This is a genomic window from Spartinivicinus marinus (genome assembly GCF_026309355.1).
GTDB lineage: Bacteria > Pseudomonadota > Gammaproteobacteria > Pseudomonadales > Zooshikellaceae > Spartinivicinus > Spartinivicinus marinus.
On record NZ_JAPJZK010000001.1, the window covers coordinates 4,725,804 to 4,746,421 of the forward strand.

At 42.0% G+C, this 20,618-nt stretch carries 21 protein-coding genes; 6 read left to right on the forward strand and 15 right to left on the reverse strand.

Annotation, left to right across the window (positions count from 1 at the left end; all coding sequences use genetic code 11):
- Position 1: 1 nt before the first annotated feature.
- The 8 genes from OQE68_RS21155 to arsC all read right to left on the reverse strand — a co-directional run bounded on the left by OQE68_RS21155 (position 2) and on the right by arsC (position 5,839).
- On the reverse strand, positions 2-715 hold the full coding sequence (locus OQE68_RS21155) for an ATP-binding cassette domain-containing protein (RefSeq protein WP_180570049.1): 714 nt from the start codon (positions 713-715) through the stop codon (positions 2-4).
- Positions 716-812: 97 nt separating this feature from the next.
- On the reverse strand, positions 813-1,424 hold the full coding sequence (locus OQE68_RS21160; RefSeq protein WP_180570048.1) for a DUF2796 domain-containing protein: 612 nt from the start codon (positions 1,422-1,424) through the stop codon (positions 813-815).
- Between the two features lie 182 nt (positions 1,425-1,606).
- The gene (locus OQE68_RS21165) at positions 1,607-2,299 is read right to left on the reverse strand and encodes an SDR family NAD(P)-dependent oxidoreductase (protein ID WP_266195790.1); all 693 of its coding nucleotides are present in this window, start codon (positions 2,297-2,299) and stop codon (positions 1,607-1,609) included.
- A 50-nt stretch (positions 2,300-2,349) separates the two neighbouring features.
- Complete coding sequence (locus OQE68_RS21170) at positions 2,350-3,525, reverse strand: low temperature requirement protein A (protein ID WP_180570046.1); 1,176 nt, start codon at positions 3,523-3,525, stop codon at positions 2,350-2,352.
- A 207-nt stretch (positions 3,526-3,732) separates the two neighbouring features.
- On the reverse strand, positions 3,733-4,410 hold the full coding sequence (locus OQE68_RS21175) for a TetR/AcrR family transcriptional regulator (protein ID WP_180570045.1): 678 nt from the start codon (positions 4,408-4,410) through the stop codon (positions 3,733-3,735).
- Positions 4,411-4,448: 38 nt separating this feature from the next.
- Positions 4,449-4,823 (reverse strand): DUF2069 domain-containing protein, encoded by a 375-nt coding sequence (locus OQE68_RS21180; protein WP_180570044.1) that lies wholly within the window; start codon positions 4,821-4,823, stop codon positions 4,449-4,451.
- Positions 4,824-4,862: 39 nt separating this feature from the next.
- Positions 4,863-5,486 carry an NAD(P)H:quinone oxidoreductase gene (gene wrbA, locus OQE68_RS21185; protein WP_180570043.1) on the reverse strand — a complete coding sequence of 208 codons (624 nt, stop codon included), beginning with the start codon at positions 5,484-5,486 and terminating at the stop codon, positions 4,863-4,865.
- A 2-nt stretch (positions 5,487-5,488) separates the two neighbouring features.
- Positions 5,489-5,839, reverse strand: a complete 351-nt coding sequence (gene arsC, locus OQE68_RS21190) for an arsenate reductase (glutaredoxin) (RefSeq protein WP_180570042.1) — start codon at positions 5,837-5,839, stop codon at positions 5,489-5,491.
- A gap of 80 nt (positions 5,840-5,919) precedes the next feature.
- Between arsC and OQE68_RS21195 the strand changes: the two genes are divergently transcribed.
- A complete protein-coding gene (locus OQE68_RS21195) occupies positions 5,920-7,182 on the forward strand; it encodes a virulence factor BrkB family protein (protein WP_180570041.1) in 1,263 nt (420 codons plus the stop codon).
- Here OQE68_RS21195 and OQE68_RS21200 read toward each other — a convergent pair.
- Complete coding sequence (locus tag OQE68_RS21200) at positions 7,163-8,716, reverse strand: cyclic-di-GMP receptor FimW-related protein (RefSeq protein WP_266195791.1); 1,554 nt, start codon at positions 8,714-8,716, stop codon at positions 7,163-7,165. The two genes, OQE68_RS21195 and OQE68_RS21200, sit on opposite strands and share 20 nt — an antisense overlap.
- Before the next feature lie 167 nt (positions 8,717-8,883).
- Between OQE68_RS21200 and OQE68_RS21205 the strand changes: the two genes are divergently transcribed.
- Positions 8,884-9,327 carry a TlpA family protein disulfide reductase gene (locus OQE68_RS21205; protein ID WP_180570039.1) on the forward strand — a complete coding sequence of 148 codons (444 nt, stop codon included), beginning with the start codon at positions 8,884-8,886 and terminating at the stop codon, positions 9,325-9,327.
- A gap of 40 nt (positions 9,328-9,367) precedes the next feature.
- The gene (locus tag OQE68_RS21210) at positions 9,368-9,640 is read left to right on the forward strand and encodes an acylphosphatase (protein ID WP_180570038.1); all 273 of its coding nucleotides are present in this window, start codon (positions 9,368-9,370) and stop codon (positions 9,638-9,640) included.
- Positions 9,641-9,695: 55 nt separating this feature from the next.
- On the opposite strand, the gene OQE68_RS21215 is transcribed toward OQE68_RS21210, so the two are convergent.
- Positions 9,696-10,214, reverse strand: coding sequence for a transglycosylase SLT domain-containing protein (locus tag OQE68_RS21215; RefSeq protein WP_434801430.1), 519 nt, complete (start codon positions 10,212-10,214; stop codon positions 9,696-9,698).
- A 154-nt stretch (positions 10,215-10,368) separates the two neighbouring features.
- Entirely contained in the window at positions 10,369-12,102 is a 1,734-nt protein-coding gene (locus tag OQE68_RS21220; protein WP_180570036.1) for a proline--tRNA ligase, read from the reverse strand.
- 296 nt (positions 12,103-12,398) lie between these two features.
- On the opposite strand from OQE68_RS21220, the gene OQE68_RS21225 reads away from it, so the two are divergent.
- Together OQE68_RS21225 and OQE68_RS21230 are read left to right on the forward strand one after the other, a co-directional pair.
- A complete protein-coding gene (locus tag OQE68_RS21225) occupies positions 12,399-12,830 on the forward strand; it encodes an HIT domain-containing protein (protein WP_180570035.1) in 432 nt (143 codons plus the stop codon).
- Positions 12,823-13,041, forward strand: coding sequence for a SlyX family protein (locus tag OQE68_RS21230; protein ID WP_180570034.1), 219 nt, complete (start codon positions 12,823-12,825; stop codon positions 13,039-13,041). The genes OQE68_RS21225 and OQE68_RS21230 overlap by 8 nt, the downstream gene beginning before the upstream one ends.
- 81 nt (positions 13,042-13,122) lie before the next feature.
- On the opposite strand, the gene OQE68_RS30620 is transcribed toward OQE68_RS21230, so the two are convergent.
- Positions 13,123-13,752, reverse strand: coding sequence for a cold-shock protein (locus OQE68_RS30620; protein ID WP_289623322.1), 630 nt, complete (start codon positions 13,750-13,752; stop codon positions 13,123-13,125).
- 846 nt (positions 13,753-14,598) lie between these two features.
- On the opposite strand from OQE68_RS30620, the gene OQE68_RS21240 reads away from it, so the two are divergent.
- Complete coding sequence (locus OQE68_RS21240; protein ID WP_180570033.1) at positions 14,599-14,934, forward strand: HU family DNA-binding protein; 336 nt, start codon at positions 14,599-14,601, stop codon at positions 14,932-14,934.
- Positions 14,935-15,055: 121 nt separating this feature from the next.
- Here OQE68_RS21240 and OQE68_RS21245 read toward each other — a convergent pair whose 3' ends face one another.
- The 3 genes from OQE68_RS21245 to OQE68_RS21255 all read right to left on the reverse strand — a co-directional run bounded on the left by OQE68_RS21245 (position 15,056) and on the right by OQE68_RS21255 (position 20,162).
- Positions 15,056-16,336, reverse strand: a complete 1,281-nt coding sequence (locus OQE68_RS21245; protein WP_180570032.1) for an OprD family outer membrane porin — start codon at positions 16,334-16,336, stop codon at positions 15,056-15,058.
- Positions 16,337-16,704: 368 nt separating this feature from the next.
- Complete coding sequence (locus tag OQE68_RS21250; RefSeq protein WP_180570031.1) at positions 16,705-18,000, reverse strand: OprD family outer membrane porin; 1,296 nt, start codon at positions 17,998-18,000, stop codon at positions 16,705-16,707.
- 902 nt (positions 18,001-18,902) lie between these two features.
- A complete protein-coding gene (locus OQE68_RS21255; protein WP_180570030.1) occupies positions 18,903-20,162 on the reverse strand; it encodes an OprD family outer membrane porin in 1,260 nt (419 codons plus the stop codon).
- Positions 20,163-20,618 lie beyond the last annotated feature (456 nt).

The window sequence follows — 20,618 nt, forward strand, 5'->3', positions numbered from 1 at the left end:
GTTAGGCAACCTCGCTGGCTGTTGTTTGACTGGCCTTGTTAATCAGGCGCATATCCAAAGTGTTGGAAAATAAGTGTTCAAGCGTGCCATCGTGGCTGACAAAAAGCAGGGTAGCACCAGCCTTTTCACATACATCAAATAGCAATTTAAGAAAACCCTCACGGGCATCGGTATCAAGCGCAGAAGTAGGCTCGTCGGCAATAATCAGCTCCGGATGGCCAATCAGGGCACGGGCTGCAGCAACCCGTTGCTGTTGGCCGATACTCAGTTCAGTGACTTTACGCTGATGTAAATCAGGTTGGTTTAAACCTAGCTGTGCCAGCAGTGACATAGCTGCTGTTGGTAAGCTGGCATATTCTGCCAGCGCTTTTTGTTTACGCTGCTTTGAAAAACGGCAGGGCAAGATAATGTTATCTACTACTGATAGGTAAGGCAGCAAATTAAACATTTGGAAAATAAAGCCAATATGCTCACTACGAAAATGGTCTCGCTGAATGCTGGATAGTTTGGCAACATCAGTACCTAATAAATTAATGCTACCTTGGTTAGGCAACATAATGCCACCTAATAAACCAAGTAAGGTTGTTTTACCGCAACCACTGGGCCCTTTGATAAATACCCTGGAGTGACGCTCGATGACCAGTTCAGGAATATCAATAGTGAGCTGGCCGGGTTGCCAGCTGTATTGCACGTTAGTTAAGTGGATATGTTCCATGTTGAATATTTGGCTACTAATACCTTAATGTTTTGCTTGCGGCTGATTGTAGAGGCTCGCTAGCAGCTGTTCAGTGAATAAACCGGGAAAACCACTATTAAGGTAGATTAAAAACTGAAACTTTAGGGGTTAACTCAAATCCTTGTTGGCCTTTATCACTAATATATTGAGTGCGTACTTCTTCAATGCCCTTAAAGGTTTCAAATAGGCGTACCTGCAACTGGTGGAACTGCTTTGGTTGACTGCAGCTAAAACTGTATTCTACTTCAAATTCGCTGTGGCTTTCTTCTTTATGTTCATCATGATGGTCTTCATCATCGTGGTGGTCTTTTTTATGATGTTTCTCTTTTTCACCATGCTCGTCGTCATGGTCATCATGCGCTTCCATCAATGCTGTTTCTACTTTAGCACTGGTGAGTTTACACCCGGCTTTTTCAGGGAATCCAAATAAAGCATTACCATTTTCCAGCTGTTTAATCGCTTGTTTGACCTGTGTTTTTTGTTCTTCTGTTTTAGGCTGATGCTCAAACCCTACAATATTCATAGCAGGGGAAATAAACTGCATGGTGACGGTGCTGCCTTCCTGAGCAATATTCAATTGGGCGTGGCCATGCTCATGAGCATCATGCTGTTGATGGCCTTCTTTGGCGTAGGTGATATTAAACAGGGTAGAGGCAAGAACAGCTGTAACCAGGTATTTTGACTTCATGTTGGCTCCTAAACTTTTTTGATACAGCACTAACTCGTGCTAAAGCGACTGTTTATAGTCCATGATATCAATAACGGAAAGATTGTAATGTTATATTATTACATTCTTGTTGAGTCAAGCGTTGAGTGCTTAAAATGGGGGGATGATTTTTTGACATTTGGTTTTACTTCCCCTACGGGTGTTTAAAAGTGTTCAATGGCGGTGCGTAGGTCTAGCTCGGATGTCCAAGTTGTTGGGTGTTGTTGATGTAGCTTCCAATATTCTGCTGCAATGGCGTTAGGGTTCATATGCCGTAAATTTTGTTTAGTTGACTGAATGAGAGGCGCCGCATTACCGATCATGCCATCGAGTAATACGTGGGCAACATGAATACCCTGTGGTCCATATTCACGTGCCATGGATTGTGCTAGCGCCCTAAGACCAAATTTTCCTACAGCAAAACCTGGGACTTTTGCACTGGCGCGAATGGAAGCGGTAGCGCCTGTCAATAGGAAAGAGCCTGATCCGCGCGCTATCATGGCTGGCAGTATTGTGTTGGCAACCAAAAAGGCACCCATGCAGTTGACTTTCCATAGGGATTCAAATTGCTCTGGCGTTAACTCTATTACGGTACCGGGTTGTAAGGCGCCGGCGTTATAAATCACAGCATCCGGTGTACCCCATTCTGATTGAGTCTGTTGGATACTTTTCGTAATGCTACCGATATCCGTAACGTCTGCGGCAATGCACAGGGCTTTTTGGTTCAATGCCATAACATCAGATGCGATGTTTTCAATGGTTTGAGTTTTGCGTGCCATTAAGGCGATGTTGTGGCCTTCTTGAGCAAACTTCAATGCCAGTGAACGCCCAAGCCCCTGGCCGGCGCCAATGATCAAAGTGTAAGAGTGAGAAGCTTTCATTTATTTATGCCTTTTTGGTAATGAGTTTATTTTAAGCGCGTTGATGCTAATAGAGGGCTGGGCACCTGATCACAACCTGCTCTTATGATTAGTGTAAGCAGCATCAGCATGCTGGTGATGGCTAGACTTGAATTCCATAGCGGAGTGGTTGCGAAAAAGAGGCTGGCTATGAGCAAAACGGAGCGGGTGATTGAGTGAGGCTCAAAACGGTCTCGTATTAGCCATAGGGTAAATAAATAGCAGGTGATTGACAGATGGATGTACCACATAAGCGTTGTGGCGCTGCTATGCGAATGCCCTTGTAAAAAATCTAAATAACCGGCAAACCCAGCGCCTAATATGGAGGTTGATACAAATAAAAACACATGTATGTAACTCCATATAAATTGATCCGATGGCTTTGAGCTTTTTAGGTGAGCCGTTTCGATGAAATACAACCACCAGATTACGAACACAATGGTTAAAGCAGAAAGTGCAGCTATGATGGTATTAACGCCCATTCCATCCTCAAATAATCCACGAAACATGAAGGATATAGAGAGTAGGACCTCACCTAACACAATGATGTGTAATAATCCGTAGCGTTCAACGATGTGATGTCGGTGCCAGGGCGTGTTGCCAGCTTGTTCAGCGACGATAGGCACCAAAAATTCCAAGGCAAAAATACCGCAAGCTAGTGCTAAAAATAATGAAGTACCTGGCTCGATAGAAAAGTACAGCAGTGTCCAAAGGGTTTGGGCCAGCAAAATACCAAATAAATAGCGTAGCGCAACAGGTTTGACTCGGTGGCTGGCCAGGGCAGCCCTTAACCACAGTAGTGCCATGCCCAATCGCATGATGATCCACCCCAATAGGGTGAAACTGAAATCTAAGGTTTTAAATACATAGGGTACGCCGGCGGTGAATATCAGTTCCCCGGTAATGATCAAGAAACTGAATATTCGAAAGGTTGCATCACCGTTATCAAAAGCAGATGAAAACCAGGTGTAATTCATCCATACCCACCAAATGGAAACAAAGATGAGTAGAAAGTTAGGGAGTTTTTCAAGACCGTGACCTTCGCTCAGTGCATGATGAAAACTGGCGGTGAGCGCTGCGATTGCGATGACGCTAACCAAATCGAAAAATAACTCCAACTGAGTAGCGGCACGATGGGCTTCTTTAGGATCACGTGGATGGAGTGGTGGAAGAATTTTTTTCATACTACAGCTGCCTTTTTATTCTCGTTTCTCTGAATGTTTTTTGGAATTGAAGTTTTTACGCTTTTTGCGTTGCCACCATAAAAGGTATTCATATCCAACTTATTCATTTGGTGTGCTCCCTGTTATGTGTTATTTGTACTATTTTAATAGACCGGTCGTCTTATTTTGGCGCAAAAAAGAAAGACCTTCAGGCCTCTCTTTTCGGTATTAGACTGCGAGTAGTCTATCGATAAAATGGTCGATGACGTCTTGCAGTGGGTCGACTTTACCTTCCAGTTTCATTCGCAATAATGCACCTTCCCAGCAACTCCACACTAAACGTGCTAGAGCAGCAGCTGGGAGGTCTTGTCTAACCTCTCCTTGTTGCTGTGCTTGCTCAATGAGAGTGGTGATGCGTTCCTCCCAAGCATGAGCGGCGGCTTTCATCGCATTCTGGCACAAGCCTTTAGTGCTGCCTATTTCAGCAGCCAAGCAGCCAATCAGGCAGCCTTGCTGGCAACCTTGAGCTTCATAGCGCTCAATGCCCTTCTGAAAAAGTTGGCGCAACGTATTTAATGGGCTCGCTCGGCTGTTGGCTGTAAAGGCGTCCTGTTCATCAAGATGGCTTTGTATGTAATGGGTTAAAAGATCTGCAACAAAGGCTTCTTTGCTGGGGAAGTAATTATAAAACGAGCCTTTAGGTACGTTGACTGCATCCAAAATTTGTTTGATGCCAGTCCCGTGGTAGCCATAGTTCGAAAGCTGTTCGATACCCGCTTCGATTAACGCGCTACGTGTATCTTGGGCTTTTGCTGAGTTCTTCATATCTAAAAGCGTACGACCGGTCGTCTTAAAAGTCAACTGCCAGCTCACCTGCCATACAGGCTGCTTAGCAATTTTTGGCAAGGGCTATAAGCTCTTGCTCATTCACGGTTGTTATTTGTTCACTGTTTGGCCCCATTCAGCCGATAGTAACAGCGAATATACATCATCGCGGTTATAAACAAGCTTATACAAAGGCTTAGTTTGATCCAGCCATATAACTCACTTGGCGATTCATAGGTGTTGAGAACCGCAGAGGTAAAATACAGCAAAATAATAAAACACAACCAAGCAAAACTTCTTGGATTGCCTTTTAGTATCCCTGGTATGGTGATAGCAATCGGCACAATTTGCACCAGCCAGATAATGTAAGGTCGGTCCACGCTAGGGGGGTTAATCACAAAAATCCAGAGCGTTAAAGTGGCTAACAATAACGTAAGCAAAAGTACGTTAATTTGATAAAGCCGACTAACAGTAGGGTGGTTAAATTCAGGCATATAAAATACTAACTAAATAAAAGCAGCTTAAGTAGGCTGCTATTGTGGTGGAGGTTGCTTTTGTAGGGGAGACAGTTGTAAAGCCAGCTCAGCAATGCGCTTTCCGGTTGCCAAGCATAATTGCGATTCACTGTCCGATATTTCCCAGTCATTGTCTGGTCCAGCCGTATGGCTTACCCCATAAGGTGTACCACCTGTTGTAGTTGCTAATAATGCTGGTTCGCTGTAAGGAATACCAGAGTACACCATTCCATGGTGCAATAAAGGCAATAACATGCTTAATAAAGTGGTTTCCTGCCCACCGTGGAGGCTGGCTGTTGAAGTAAATGCTGTCGCAGGTTTATTAATTAATGCGCCTGACAGCCATAAAGCACTGGTGCCATCTAAAAAATATTTAAGTGGCGCTGCCATATTACCAAACCGGGTGGGGCTGCCGATGGCTAAGCCTGTGCAATAACGTAAATCATCTTCAGTACAATAAATAGCGCCTTGATCAGGAATGCTGTCGGCGGTTGCCTCACATACAGTAGAAACAGCAGGTACTGTACGCAGCCGCGCTTCAATGCCCGACACTTGTTCTACGCCGCGAGCAATTAACTGAGCCAGCTGTTGGGTAGCGCCATGCCGACTGTAATAAAGTACTAAAATATAAGGACTAGCCATTGCTAAAGAATCTCATCAACATTTTCAGGTGGACGGCCTAAAACCGCTTTGCCATTGGCAATCACAATAGGGCGTTGAATCAGTTTGGGGTGTTGGACCATGGCAGTAATTAATTGATCTTCAGTTGCTGTTTCAAGATCCAGGGCCAAGGTTTTGTATTCTGCTTCACTGGTACGGATGAGCTGTTTGGCGGAGAGACCCAACAGTTGCAGGATGTTTTTCAGCTCCGCTGCAGTGGGCGGGGTTTCCAGGTAACGGATAATGTCGGGGTTAATATTTTTTGCCTCGATACGCTGCAGTGTTTGTCTGGACTTTGAACAGCGAGGATTATGATAAATAGTGACGTTGCTCATAGGGGCTGTTACCTTAGGTTCTATCGATGTAATGGCTGGAGATGTACTTGGTGGGGGATTATATCAAATGGGGGAGAACAATGAATAAGGGGTGGATAACGGTTAAGCGCTTATTGATTCATATTGGTCAACGATTTGCTGCCGATGGCTGCTTAAACAGTGCAGCAGCATTGACCTATACCACCCTGTTTGCTGTGGTTCCCTTGATGACGGTTACTTATAGCATGTTTGCTGCAATCCCTGCTTTTCAGGATGTTGGGGGGCAAATTCAGTCATTTATCTTCAGTAATTTTTTGCCTAATACCGGTGATAAAGTACAACAGTACCTGATGCAGTTTTCTGAGCAGGCTAGAAGCTTAACAGTCGTGGGTGTGATTTTTTTGATAATCACTGCATTTATGATGCTCAGGACCATTGAAGGGGCGCTAAATGCGATTTGGCATGTAAGACAAAGCCGAAGAGGTATGGCAAGCTTTTTATTGTACTGGGCCATTTTAAGTTTAGGGCCAATACTCTTGGGTGCCGGTTTTATTCTCAGTTCTTATTTAACCTCGTTAAAATTATTTAGTGATGCTACCTCCCTGCTGGGCGGCGAGCAAATTATCTTACGGGTAGTACCTTTGTTATTAAGCACGGCTGCTTTCTGTTTGATTTATATGGCAGTGCCTAATCGCCCAGTCAGATTTAAGCACGCCTTAATTGGTAGCGCTATTGTTGCATTACTGTTTGAGGTAGCAAAACAAGGGTTTGCCTACTTTGTTACATTAACACCGACTTATCAACTTATTTATGGTGCCTTTGCTGCTGTGCCAATTTTTCTATTATGGATTTACTTATCCTGGGTTATTGTATTGTTAGGCGCGGAGCTGATTCGTGCCTTAGGAGTGTTGGAGGAAGTTACCCGGCAACAGCCTATACCTAAAACTGTTGGGATGTTAATGGTGTTAGCTACATTTTGGCAGCAGTTTCAGCATGGAAAACCTACTGAGTTAAAGGATGTACGAACAATGGGGTGGGGAATGGCACTAGAAGACTGGGAGCAATACACCAACTATTTATTGACTCAAGGGATTGTCACTAAAAATGAAGAGAATGAACTGATATTGGCTCGCGACTTAGCTGAAGTACCACTTTGGCCGTTTATTCAAGGACTACCATGGCCACTACCTAGCAGTGAAGAGTTAGCTTTACTTAAGCCTGGTCAGCTGCCTCCCTGGGCCAAGCAGTTAGTTGAAAAACTGAATAGTACTAACCAGGCAGCGGCTAAACAGCTATCTGGTAATGTCGTCTCATTAATTGCTCAGCAAGGTGATAATAAGCCTGTTAAGCTGCAAAAGCCTTAAAAGAATATTGTTCAACAAGAGGAGTATGGTTTAGCAGATGATTGGTTTGAATTTCATAACCTTTTTGTTTTTGTGGTACTACCAGCTTAAGTTCTCTACCCAGGGCTAGGCTACCTGCTGAAGCAAGCAATGAATGTTGTTGCTTGCCATCATTCTCCTGATTGGTCAGCATTAAACCGGCTAACGTTTGCTTTTTAGACAGCTTTTGAATGGGGTGTAAGGTTACAGGGCGAACATGCCCTTTTAAATACTGAATACCCACTAAGCTGCTACCTGTCTGGGGCAACTGCTGTTGCCAACGCACAAACCCTAATAGCCAGCGAGGGTGAGATTGTTTGTCACTGCGCATGGCAATGATTTGGCCATTGTAAAATTCACTCATTAACGCCTGGTTTATTTTTAAACAATAACCCCCGGGGCTCTCATTCACCATTTTTCCTGTAGCGCGATGTTGGCCGCTGGTCTGAATGGGTAGGTTGTCACTTGGAATTAATATCTCGTGAATTGTATCTACACCCCAGGCCACTGCAGTAAACGAGTCACAAGGTAGCCTAAGTCCTTGGCGATGTTTCAAATGTTGCCACTGACGCTCGATGACCATTAATAACTCAATGGCTCGTTTGTTGTTATTGCTGTTAGGGATGCCAATTTCAGCAGGCCGGTGGCCACCCCGTAAGGTATTGATATGCTGTTCGATGAGAGCGATAAGCCGATCGGGTGTGAGATAACGAAAGCTGTGCTGGTCGGGCTGTGGGGGAGCAAAAATCTGGTGAGGACACCGCTGACTGTCTAAATCTAATAAAAAATATTCAGAGTGATTCAGGTATTGAGGTTCATTCAGTAGCTTTACATGCTTGACCCAATGGCCTAAATAGCTATACACCTGCCAACTTTCACTAGGGCTTAGCTGATAAGGATTAGCAAGCTCTACTAACAATATTTGTTTAAAATAGTCTTCTATAGTGTTGGCTGCAGGTAAAGAAAATGCTCTGCCAATTGTTACCCGGTGCACTTGATAACGCTCTGCGAAACTATAGAGCTGGTTTATTTCATACCAAAGGTCGTTATTTGGTAGTGTGTAATTATCATAGCACTGCATAATACTGTGGCCGAGATAATACATCGCCATATAAATAATTTCTGCTATAGGCTTGTGGGTAAGGTCATTTCGGGCAATGGCTTCTAATAAAATGGTTTTGTAGCCGTAAGCCATTTCCTGTTTTAGCTCAGCCAGTTTGTCTTTTTCTTTGTTGGTACTATGAAGCAGTGCTTGAGGATTGCGTAAGTGATAATGCTCGTCAAGGTTGCGAAAAGCATAGTCAAAGCATTGCATAATGCCTAAACGTTTATTGTCGTTAATTTGGGTACGATTAATGAGAGCCAATAGTGCACAGGTTTGGCGCAGGGTATACGGCATATCCTGGATAGGTAAGTCTTTTAATTCTTGTTTGATTGCCTGTGGTGTGCAATTGATGACAATGTTTCTGGTAATTTGTTGCTTTGGAACTGATAACATGACTACTGCCTGATACATTAGCAACCAGCTTGTACAATAACTGTTGTTATACCTAAATTCGAATGGATGTTAGGGTTTGTTGTCGTCGCTAAAAACCATTCGCTTTGGTTATACTTCTGTGGGCAAAAACCGGTGTTAATGAAAGTGCCCATAAAAAAGTAATTAATAGTCGAAGGAACCCCTTTATGTTTAGGATAGTGACTGTTTGCCTGCTTTGCTTAAGTATATTTGGCTGTAGTAAAGCAGTTTTTTATGATCACAATAATAAAACAGTTGAGTTAGAGTCATATAAAGGGCAGTGGTTACTTATCAATTATTGGGCTGCTTGGTGCTCCCCTTGTCGTAAAGAAGTGCCTGAGCTCAATCAGCTTGATCAACAGCATAATAATATCAAAGTGCTTGGGGTGAACTTTGATTTGCCTGATCAGGTAGAGTTAAATAAACAAATACAGGATTTAGCAATAGCATTTTCGGTGTTGCAGCAAGACCCTAGAGAATATTACCAGTTTAGTAGGCCCAATGTGTTGCCTTTTACTGTACTGATTAGCCCAGCTGGCAAGCCTGTAAAAACATTATTGGGGCCACAAACAGCAGAGTCAATTCACCAAGTGATAAGCTTATATAAATAAGGGAAGCTCTCATAATTACCCTCAAAAAAAGGTAACAAACATGGGCAAGGTGTATAAAAAAGCTTGGGTGTCTGGAAAGGTGCAAGGCGTTTGGTTTCGTGCTTCAACTAAACAGCAAGCTGATCAGTTAGGTATTAGTGGTTATGCCAAAAATCTTGAGGATGGTCGGGTTGAGGTATTTATGTGTGGCAATGAAGTATCCGTAGCTAAACTGCTTGAGTGGCTGGAAGAGGGGCCACCGATGGCTGTAGTTAATGAGCTTAAGGTGGCCGATGCTGAGAGCGAAGCTAGCGAAGGTTTTGTTACTTGTTAGTGGCCTATGTGTAAAAAAGCATACAACAGTAGTTATAAGGATAGCTAAAAGAACGTTAACGAGCCTGCCAAAAGCGATTCCAGGCAGTAAATACACGGCTAGGGTACCAGGTTTTGCCTAAGCTGCCGTTATATCTAGCTAGTGCTCGGGTGAGGTTGCCTTTTTCTTTTTTTAGGTAGTAACTAAGAATTGTGCAACCATAGCGAATATTGGTGGCAATATCAGTTAAGTTATCGTTGGGCCTGCCAATTTCTTTTTTCCAAAAAGGCATCACTTGCATAAGCCCTTGGGCACCGACACGGGAAATGGCAAAATGATTAAATAAACTTTCCACATGAATGACAGAAAGCACTAGCTCTGGTTGCAAGCCTGCTTGAGAGGCTTCTTTATGGACTAGTCGAAGAATCTCTAAGCGCTTTTTATGGTCCTTGACATAGCGTTTTAGTCGACCTGACATATCGACTAACCACACTTCTGCATCAAAGCGATCATGAAAGCTATCTGCTTTAGCAATAGTATTTTTTAAATAGGCCCGCATTTCTGCATCTGGCAGTTGTTGTGCACTTGCGGCCACATTTGCACTATTCAGGCAGCCTAGTAAGCAGAGCAGAAGTTTAACTGCTTTCCACTGAATGAAGTGGAAAGCATTATAGGTTGGCCGACCAAAGTGAAGCATAGCTGATAATTAGGTAATGTCTCAGGTTTTAATTGTTATTTGATAGACACGCTTATTTTATAGAAACCTTGCCTGATAAAAACGTCATCAACTCACCCAGTGGTACTTCGATCTTTTCATCGCTGGCTCGGTGTTTGTATTCGATAATGCCTTTTTCTAAGCCGCGATCGCCTATTACAAGGCGGTGGGGGATACCCACAAGCTCCATATCAGCAAACTTAACACCTGGGCTGGTTTTTCGATCCCGGTCATCCAATAATACATCGTACCCGGCTTGCTGTAGCTGTTGATATAACTGTTCAGCGGTATTTTTGACAGCGTCAGAGCGATCCATATTTAATGGAATTAGACCTAACTGAAAAGGTGCGATAGCATCTGGCCAGATAATACCGTTTTCATCATGGTTTTGCTCAATCGCTGCAGCAACAACACGAGAAACACCTATACCATAGCAGCCCATCTTCATCGCAACTGCTTTACCATTTTCATTTAAAACAGTAGCACCCATGGATTCACTGTATTTGTCGCCCAATTGGAAAATATGACCAACTTCAATGCCGCGTTTAATATTTATATGGCCTTTGCCACAAGGGCTTGGGTCACCTTCAATAATATTACGCAAGTCAGCAGTTTGGGTATATTGGCAGTCTCTTTCCCAGTTAGCTCCTGTTAAATGAAAGCCATTTTCATTAGCGCCACAAATAAAGTCAGCTAAATGAGCAGCGCTATAATCAACGATCACAGGAATAGATAAACCAATAGGGCCAAGTGAGCCAGGCTCACAGCCGACAACTTGTTTTATTTGTTCATCAGTAGCAAAAGTAAGAGGGCTGGTGACTTCAGGTAAATGAGACGCTTTAATTTCATTGAGCTCATGATCACCTCGAATAACGAGGGCTACGAGTTTTACGGGCTCATTTTCTTCTGTTTGACCAACCACAATTAATGTTTTCAACGTTTGACTGGCTTCAACTGATAAAAACTGACAAAGTTGGTCAATAGTGTGTACCTCAGGGGTAGCAACTTTTTTCAGTTCTTGACTTGCTGTAGGACAGCTTTCTGTGGATGGTAAAGTTTCCGCTTTTTCAATATTGGCTGCATATTCACTGCTATCGCTAAATGCAATGGCATCTTCTCCCGATTTTGCCAGTACATGAAACTCATGAGAAGCGCTGCCGCCGATGCTGCCTGTGTCGGCTAATACTGCTCGATAGTCTAAGCCCAAACGGTCAAAAATACGGCTGTAAGTGTCGTACATTACCTGATAAGTTGCTTGTAAAGATTCGCTACTAATATGAAATGAATAGGCATCTTTCATTAAAAACTCACGGGCACGCATGACCCCAAAACGTGGTCGAGTTTCATCACGAAACTTGGTTTGAATTTGATAAAAATTCACAGGTAGCTGTTTGTAACTGTTTAATTCATTTCTGGCGATATCGGTGATCACTTCTTCATGAGTTGGACCAACACAGAAGTCGCGCTGGTGACGATCTTGAATTCTTAATAGCTCGGGACCAAACTTATCCCAGCGAGCAGTTTCTTGCCATAATTCAGCTGGCTGGACAGCAGGCATCAGTACTTCTTGGGCACCAGAGCGGTCCATTTCTTCGCGGACAATACGCTCTACTTTGCGTAAGGTTCTTAACCCTAACGGTAGCCAGGTATATAAGCCTGAGGCTAACTTACGAATCATACCGGCGCGCAGCATTAGCTGATGGCTAATAACCACTGCATCTGTTGGGGTTTCTTTTAGTGTTGGAGCTAAGTATTGGCTTAATCGCATAATTGTAGGCTAACCAGTACCTGATTGAAAAAAGATTGCCATTCTACGCTGTGAGAGCAGGGTTTGTCACCCTAAAAGCCTTTAACTGTTGCATATATCCAAATGTAGTATAAATTGCCAGAATCTGAGATAGTTTGATTAGGGGCGTGCACGTTCCTTGGTACCAGTACTATGCTTTGGCCGATTCAAACTTATAGCACCAGAATGCCCTGTTACTTCCAGGGCTCTAGCGCCTAAAGCAGTAGTTTCTAAAGCAAATGAAGTAAACAAACCAGTGAATAAATTTTTGGAGGTTTATGGATACTTTTCAACTTGATGCTCAATTAACTGCTGACACCTGTTTGATCGGTGATTTTAAATTGTCACAGTTGTTGCTCATGAATGATGCTAATTACCCTTGGTTTATTTTAGTACCTCGAGTACCTGAAGTTCAGGAACTATTTCAGCTATCTGAAGAGGATCAGCAGCAGCTGATGTGGGAAATCAGTTATGTAGCAGAAAAACTTAAAGATTTATTTGCAGCCACTAAAATGAATGTAGCGACTTTAGGTAATCAAGTAAGACAGCTGCATATTCATGTAATTGCTCGAAATGAAAAAGATGCTGCCTGGCCGCAGCCTGTGTGGGGGAAAGTGGCCAGAAAACCTTATGATGACGCAACAGTTGTACAAATAAAAGACAAGCTGCGTACGTTGTTTACTACCTATTTGCAGTATGCCGATGACTAAACAAAGCTTAGAAGATAAATTAATTGATCTGGAAACTAAGCTGGCTTTTCAAGATGATACGATTGATCAGCTGAACCAAGTGTTAATTAAGCAGCAACAACAAATAGACCAATTAATTGATCAGGTGACTCTATTAAAGCAAGCAATTGCAGCCATTATGAATGACCCTGGCAGTGGTATGAGTGGTCAGGAAAAACCTCCTCACTATTGAATATGTCGCGAAAGCTGAAACAGGCTGGACCCAGTTAGAGCTCTAAAGGCCATGGGTGGCCTTTAGAGTAAGGGGAGGGGTTTAGCCCTCTGTTCTGGCAGGTATTACATCTTCAGCTTGTAATCCTTTATCTCGGGTTGTCACTAAAAATTCAACCCGTTGGCCTTCTACCAATGCCCGGTGACCTTCACCTCGAATAGCTTTAAAATGCACAAAAACATCGTCGCCATTATCTTGTGAAATAAAGCCAAAACCTTTAGACACATTAAACCATTTAACTGAGCCAGCTTTTCGGTTGGATGCATCAAGTACTGGAAGGCTGGACTTTAATAAATGTATGCGCGGCAAAAAGTGGAGAAGTGTTGCTACAATGGCTAACCACCACACCCATAGCTGGCTGGCTGTTGAGTGTTGCCACCAATAAAACAGCACTGTGAGGTTGGCAATTATAAAACAGCTACTGCCTATTAACTGAAGCAGCTCCATTCTTCGGCTGGCTGGAACTGTTAAATGCAAGCCAAGAACCAGGCTAGTTAAACCGATGGCTAACAGACTGATAGCGCCTGGTAAGCTATACAAATCTGCAGTGCTATAGTTAGCGTATACCTCACTAAACCGACTTTGATAGATCGCTGGGCTAGTTAAAAATGCCACCAAGCTGATTAAGCCCAGCCACAGGTGACTACATTTTGCGTGTTTCGATAGTTTCATCGTTTGTTATTTTAGTTTGTTGATAAGGTGATTTTGGCCCTTCTGATATTACTGAAAACGTAGGACCGCCAAAAAGATGACTAGTACAATTCAGCCTGCTGTTTTAGGCTGAGCTTCTACCTTGCTAACCTATTTTAATAAGGGAAACAGCGAAGGTTTGGGTTATCACTGATAACAATTACAACACTGCTTATCTGAAAATTATAATTAAGATAAAGCATGAGCTTTATTTTAGCTCATAACAAACTGTTATTGTATGGTTATTGTAATATATCCTTTTAACTCAGCACTTTCATCGACATATACTGGTCACGACTCATTTTTAAGTGTTAACAAAACAGCAAATATATTCATACCAATAATCGCCAGCGGAGGCTAACCCGGCGAGGTCTAAAGGCTGTAGGGCTTTGAAGGTACTGCATAATGTACCTGTGTCTGCTTAGTCAGAATGCCTTTAAAATTAGGTAGCCAGGTAAGCAATTTGGGCTAGTAAGTGTTGTAAGAAAATACGGCTCTGGCAGGGTATGCTGTGACAGACAGCTAAAAACAAAAAAAAATAGAGAAAGTGCGTGCGTACCCCTAATACTTATATTATAGTGCCTTGCGAGAGTTGCTTGTTTATCCTACTTTTATTGTAGGCTTATTCGTGCAGCTATAAATGATACGTATAACGTCTAGCATAAAACTGGTTGCCGTATATTTTGCAAGGCATTTACCCTTGAGTTGTAGCATGCAAAATGGCTAGAAGATGTTGTAGCAAATTCTCTCTAAAAATTTGCATATCTTCAGGCTAAATCACTTTATGCTACTTCAACTGATGCATGTTTTTACTGGAGTATATTAGCAATGACAGGAAAAAAATTGACCGCTGTTAAAGAAAAATACACGAAAACCCAAATCTTAACGGAGTTGGCTGAAAACACTGGGCTAACTAAAAAAGACGTATCAGCTGTATTGGACGAGCTGTCTGATCTGATTGAAAGACATATTAAGAAGCGTGGCTGTGGAGAGTTCACCCTGCCTGGTTTGTTGAAGGTTTCAACTAAGAAAAAACCTGCAGTTAAGGCTCGTAAAGGGGTTAACCCGTTTACTGGTGAAGAAATGATGTTTAAAGCTAAGCCTGCAACTGTTCAGGTAAAAGTACGTCCTCTGAAAAAACTCAAGGACTTTGCTTTAAGCTAATCGAGCCATGTCACTGTTTTACTACTGGTAAAAACAGTTTTTAGCAAGAGTAGCTGTGTAAACTGCTCTTGCTGTTTTATGGTCCAGCTCTAGGCTTTAGAGAAGCTAAACAAATTAAAAATTAAAGCAGATCAAATATATGATTGACAATGAGTCGAATTTCATCTCGATCGCTATCATCATAGTTAGTACGTAATGAGGCTAGCCTAAGCCTAAAGTTCATGCCTTTTAAAGAGCCTTCCTGAAAGGTATATTTTGCTTCAATGTCTCGCTCCCATTCTTCTCCACGGCTTGAAATGCCACTAATACCAAGTGCTGCATCAGATAACTTGGAATCTAAATCAATATTGTCACCTTTCACATAACGAATCATAAAATGTAAGCCGGGTACTCCTACATCGCTAAAATCATAGTCAAAACGTAGCTGCCAACTTCTTTCATCTTCATAATTAAAATCATAAAGCTGTAAAGAATTTGCTAGAAATATTGAGTCAGAGTCTAAAACATAGTCATATAAGTAGTCGCCAGTGATGGTTTGATAAGCGGTTTTAATACTGGCTCCTCCTTTGCTCAGTTGTAAACTGATGCTGCTGGCTTTGTTATCCCTATCAGTATAATTTCTATCGGTGGGCTTACCATCATTGACTGTACGGTAATGCACTAAGTCCAGGTTAAGATTGATAGTATCGGTTAATGTAAAGCTGTGGTTGTAATTGAAGTAAAACTGTTTCCAAATATCTTCATACAAGGAAGAATGAAAACTTAAACTTGGTCCGTTATCAAAATTATAATCGAAGCCTAAGTAATAAAATTCGTCAGCTCTACCTTCAAATCCATACTCGGTATTAGGGAGGTTTTCAAAATTTGAGCTTGCTTTCAATTTGGTTTGGGTAAATCGCCCGCCACTGATGGTGAGGTTGTTGATGTCAGTTGATTTAATATTTAACCCTTTAAATGCTTGGGGCTGGGCTCTGGAGTCTCCATAATAGAAAAGAGGAGAGGTGGTGAGTTGGCGCCCCCACTTTACTTCTGTTTGTGCATATTTGGCTTTTAATAATGCAATCCCTAGTGCTGAATAACTTTCTGCATCACCATCATCTGTGACTACTAATAAGCCCGAGTTGGTTGTCCCTCTACCGCTATCCAGTTTAAGGGTGTTGTAGATGGAGGCATCTATTCCAATAAGGTTGGCCCAGTAACCCGACTCATAATTCACCATGGCTGTTTGTGCCCACTCTTCTCGATAACTCTGCCCGCCTTGGTTGTGTCTGAAGTCGCGGTTAAAGTAATAGTTGCGTAAGTGCAGGTTTGCTGCTGAGTCATCGATAAAAGGTGTGGCTATTGAAGTAGTGCTGGCAAATAGAGGGCTGAAAAACACTGCAGCCCATAATCGCTTGTTCATCCCCGTATCCTTTATTATTAATTATTTTTTAAATAACCCTCTTAAATCTAGCAGCTAGTTGTTGGATGTGTAGTAAATAGAAGGGGAGGGCAAATATAGAATCAAAAGGTGATGCAAAAGGGGGGAGAGTATAAATATGGTGTAACAGGATATCCTTCCACCGCTCTATAAGGCCATCCCTGGCCTTTAGAGCTTTAGCTGTTCCCAACAGCAGTTCCAGAATACCCTATCACTCCATATTTGCCAGCTTTTGGGGGAAAGGAAGGGCTACTGAGCAATAAAAAAGGAGGGGCTTTTATTTTGTTTTGGGGTTGGAATAAAAAACGCCACAGTTGTGGCGTTTTTATGGCAATCTAGTAATCGCGAAATTAGAATAAAGCGATATCGTAGATTAGCTTGATACGGTGAGAGTCTTCGTCAGTTTGGTGACCGCTATAGTTCCAATGTTGCCACTGTACAGATAAGTCTTTCAGAGGGCCATCTTGGAATTTATAAGTGACCTCTTGAGCAAACTCACGCTCTTTGTCATCACTATCGTTTGCTCTTTCAATACCATCACCATATCCGTATGACACACCAGCAGTTAAGCCTGGAACTCCTGCGTTGGCGAAGTCATATGATGCATTGACAACCCAGGCTTTTTCACCTTCATTAGCAAAGTCATTGCTGTAAAGTGATAGAGATGAGTTAAATGTTCCATGATCTTGGTCGAAGTAGCCTGAGTGCCAGTCACCGTCCTTAGTTTGGTTGTAGCCAACACCAAAAGACGCCCCACCAACATTTAAAGTGGCAGTTGCATTATAGTAGCGGCTTTCATAGTCATCGTTTTTATATGCGTTTGCCCCTGAAAACTTGTCAAACTTGTCCCCGTTTTCTTCGGCTTTTCCATAGCGAGCATCTAAATCTAGACTCATATCGTTGCCTAGGTCTACAGTATAATATACTTTTGCAAACCTCTTTTTAATATAATCGTCAGACTTACCGTGCTCAACAACAAAGCCTAGGCCATTATTCAACTCATAGCCTGCACCAATAATGTCTAGCTGATCTATTTCTTCACCAGACCCATTTTCTAAGTCTTTCGAGAAATAGCTCTGATGGCGGGGGCTGGTTTCAGTAAAGCGTGCGCCATAAAGCTTTACGCCATAAACATTACCTTCTGCATAGGTACCAAAAATCGAGCTTGGTAATACACGTGAGCCTGAAGTACCAAAGGTTTCGGTGCCTTGCTGCATTAAGCCATATTTACCATTTACATTCAGGTTTTCACCACCAAACTTAGCTTTAACGTAAGCTTGAGTAGTGCCGGCAATGTTATTTACATCGTTGCCTTCTGAGTCAACAGGAAGGTTTGTAGCACTATACTTTTCGTTGTATTTGGTATTGTCTGCAGGGTTATCGAGCTTAAACGCAGCGCCAGCTGAATAGTCAAAGCCAATAGTGTCGAATAAATAGCCTGAAACAAAATCAAAGCGGAAGCCTTGAACCCATTCTCGGCGATCTTTTAAGTCGCCATTCTTACCATTTTCATTAAAGTAATAGTTGCGAATGCTTAGCTTACCCGTACTGTCTTCGATAAAGCCTTCAGCTTGGGCAGCGCTGATTGAAGCGGCAGATGCAGCAACAACTGCAGCAGCCAGTGTGGAAAATTTAAATGTTTTCATTATGTGACCTACTCCTAACTACTCCTAAGGTGTTGTGTGTAATGAGCGATATACAAGACATATCAATCCCCTTACTCACGACTGTCTTACAGGTTGCTGTTTGCGGTTGAGCGGAACTTATATAGATTGTTAAAACTCTGCTTAACCGAATGCGTTTCACCATCCTGTTAGAAGCTGTTGCAAAACTACTACTACGCTGCAAATACTGCGTTAAAAACTGGCTCAAAGTACTTATTTATAAGCCATAAACTCCGCCTTTTCGCCAATTGTTGCCTTGTCTTTGCTTCGCTCATAACCTTTTGCAACACCTTCAAGTAGACATCAAAAGTTAATGAATAATTTACCCACCATGGTGGACAAAAAATTACTTTAGAATTTGATGCCTTTATTTGACAGATCCTACTGTTTGTTCTGAGAAAGAACTAACGCATTATGCCGTTTTTAATAAAAAATCAAAAGTATTGCAATATTAAATGTTGATGCCTTTACAAAAACGTAAAAGAAATAGTCATGTGATTTATACTAAAGAATTATGTAAGTTTGGTGAACTAAAAGCAATAAAATGACTACACAGCATTGCTTAAAAGGCAAAGTAGTTGGCATATAAAGTTGTTTTTTTAACCAGTTTTGTAAGAGGCTGGCTTGCTATTATAAGACACGACTAAAGTAATATTTGTTGAATAAAATTGGATTGGCTGAAAAATATTCAGGTGAACCCAATAAAAACCACAAGTTTAGTATAAGCTAAATTAGGTTGTATTATTGAGTTTGTATTCGCTTACGTTGAATAGTTAGTTGTGTCAGGAATAAAAAACGCCACCTGCTTTATTGTTTGGTGGCGTTTTTTGCTTAGCTTTACTGATATTGGGAGGTTAACTAGTCGTAGATTTGCAATTACTATCCTATAAAAGGTCTATTTTGTAGTCGATATAAATACGGTTACCGTTAGTGTCGCCGGCTAGAGTGTTTCCTCTGTAGGTCCAGTTGTTCCAACGAACTGATAGGCCTTTTAACATGGTGTCTTGGAAGGAGTACTTGATATTAGAGCCGCGTTCCCATTCGGAGTCACGTCTTGTATTACCTCGATCATCAATATCATAACCATAGGTATACGCGGTATCCAGTGACAGCCCTGGTATTCCTAGATCTGAAAAGTCATAAGAGAAGGCAACTTGCCAGGTTTTTTCATCTTCAAAGTTGAAGTCAGACCAGTTTCGTGAAGTCCAGGCACTGATGGGGCCATAATCTTTATCACCATCCCAACTATATTGGAAGTCATCACCGCCTATTCTTGAGTGAGATAAAGAAACAGTGATGGGCCCACCTGATAACTGAGCATTGTAGTTTGTATAGCTGGAGTCATACTCGTCAGCCATGTTATGAGTAGGGTGATTGCTGCCATCCTCTTCAGACCATTGTTTATTGGCTTCTAGATAAAGCTTGGTGTCATTTCCTAGGTCGATTGTGTAGTATATCTTTGCAAAAGTTTGCTCAAGAAAGCTATCGGAGCTGCCATAGTCTAGTGCAAATCCTAACCCATTATCTAACTCATAACTGCCGCCGAAGGTATTTACATAGTCTACATCATTGCCAAAATCATCGAAGCTTGAACCATCCCGTTCAGAGATTTCTGTTACTCGATTGACATAAAATTTTGCTCCATATAGATTTGCCTCAATCATGCCACCCTTAAAGGAACTGGGTAGTAAACGAGAACCAGAGGTCATTAATAAGTTGGTTCCCATATCTACTCGCCCGTAAATACCATTCAGGTTCATATTGTCATCGCCTACTTTGGCTTTAACAAAAGCGCGGGCAATTTTACTGATGCTGTCTATACCATCTTGTTCTGAATCCCGTTGAGAAAAATTGGTAAAGTTTGTGCCGGGGTCATCAAGCTTGACGCCGCCAAAATAAGACATATCAAACCCGATAATATCGGCAAAATAACCAGAGGAATAATTGAGCATAACGCCTTGGCCCCACTCCCGGTTATCAAATCGATTCTGGCTGGTTCGACCATCGCGGTTAAAATAAACATTCCTGAGGTGTAACTGCAAAGAGCTATCGTCAATAAAGCTCTCGGCTTGAACAGGTGTTGTATATGAGGTGGTTGCAGCAACTATCGCAGCGGCTAATACAGAAAGTTTAAGTGTTTTCATTGTTGAACCTACTCCTAAGGTATTTATGATTACCTATTCCTAAGGTTTTTCTCTGACGCCATTTACTGGGTTGGCGTCAGATTAGCTTAAATGGCTAGCGCACAAGGTACTTACTTGCATTTAAATGAAATGCTTTGAGCGAGTAACATAAGGGTCGCTCATGATTTAGTATGTATTAATATAGCTTAAAAAATAAACAGTCTGACTTAATTAAATAGCTTAGTTTTCAAGCAGTATTATTAAAAATTTATTAAATCAGGTGCAAGTTGTTTTAATTTTTATATCTTTAGTTCATAGCATATATGTAAAATTTTATTTTGTTAGGGCTAGAGTGGCTGTGTTGAGCAAACAATTATGAGAGATGCCTTTTACTAAGACTGCCCATTTCCTCTCTAGTTAGGCTATAATGGCGCTCTTTTGTGAGTTGATTTGTAAAGTAGGTTCAGCAGTGATAAA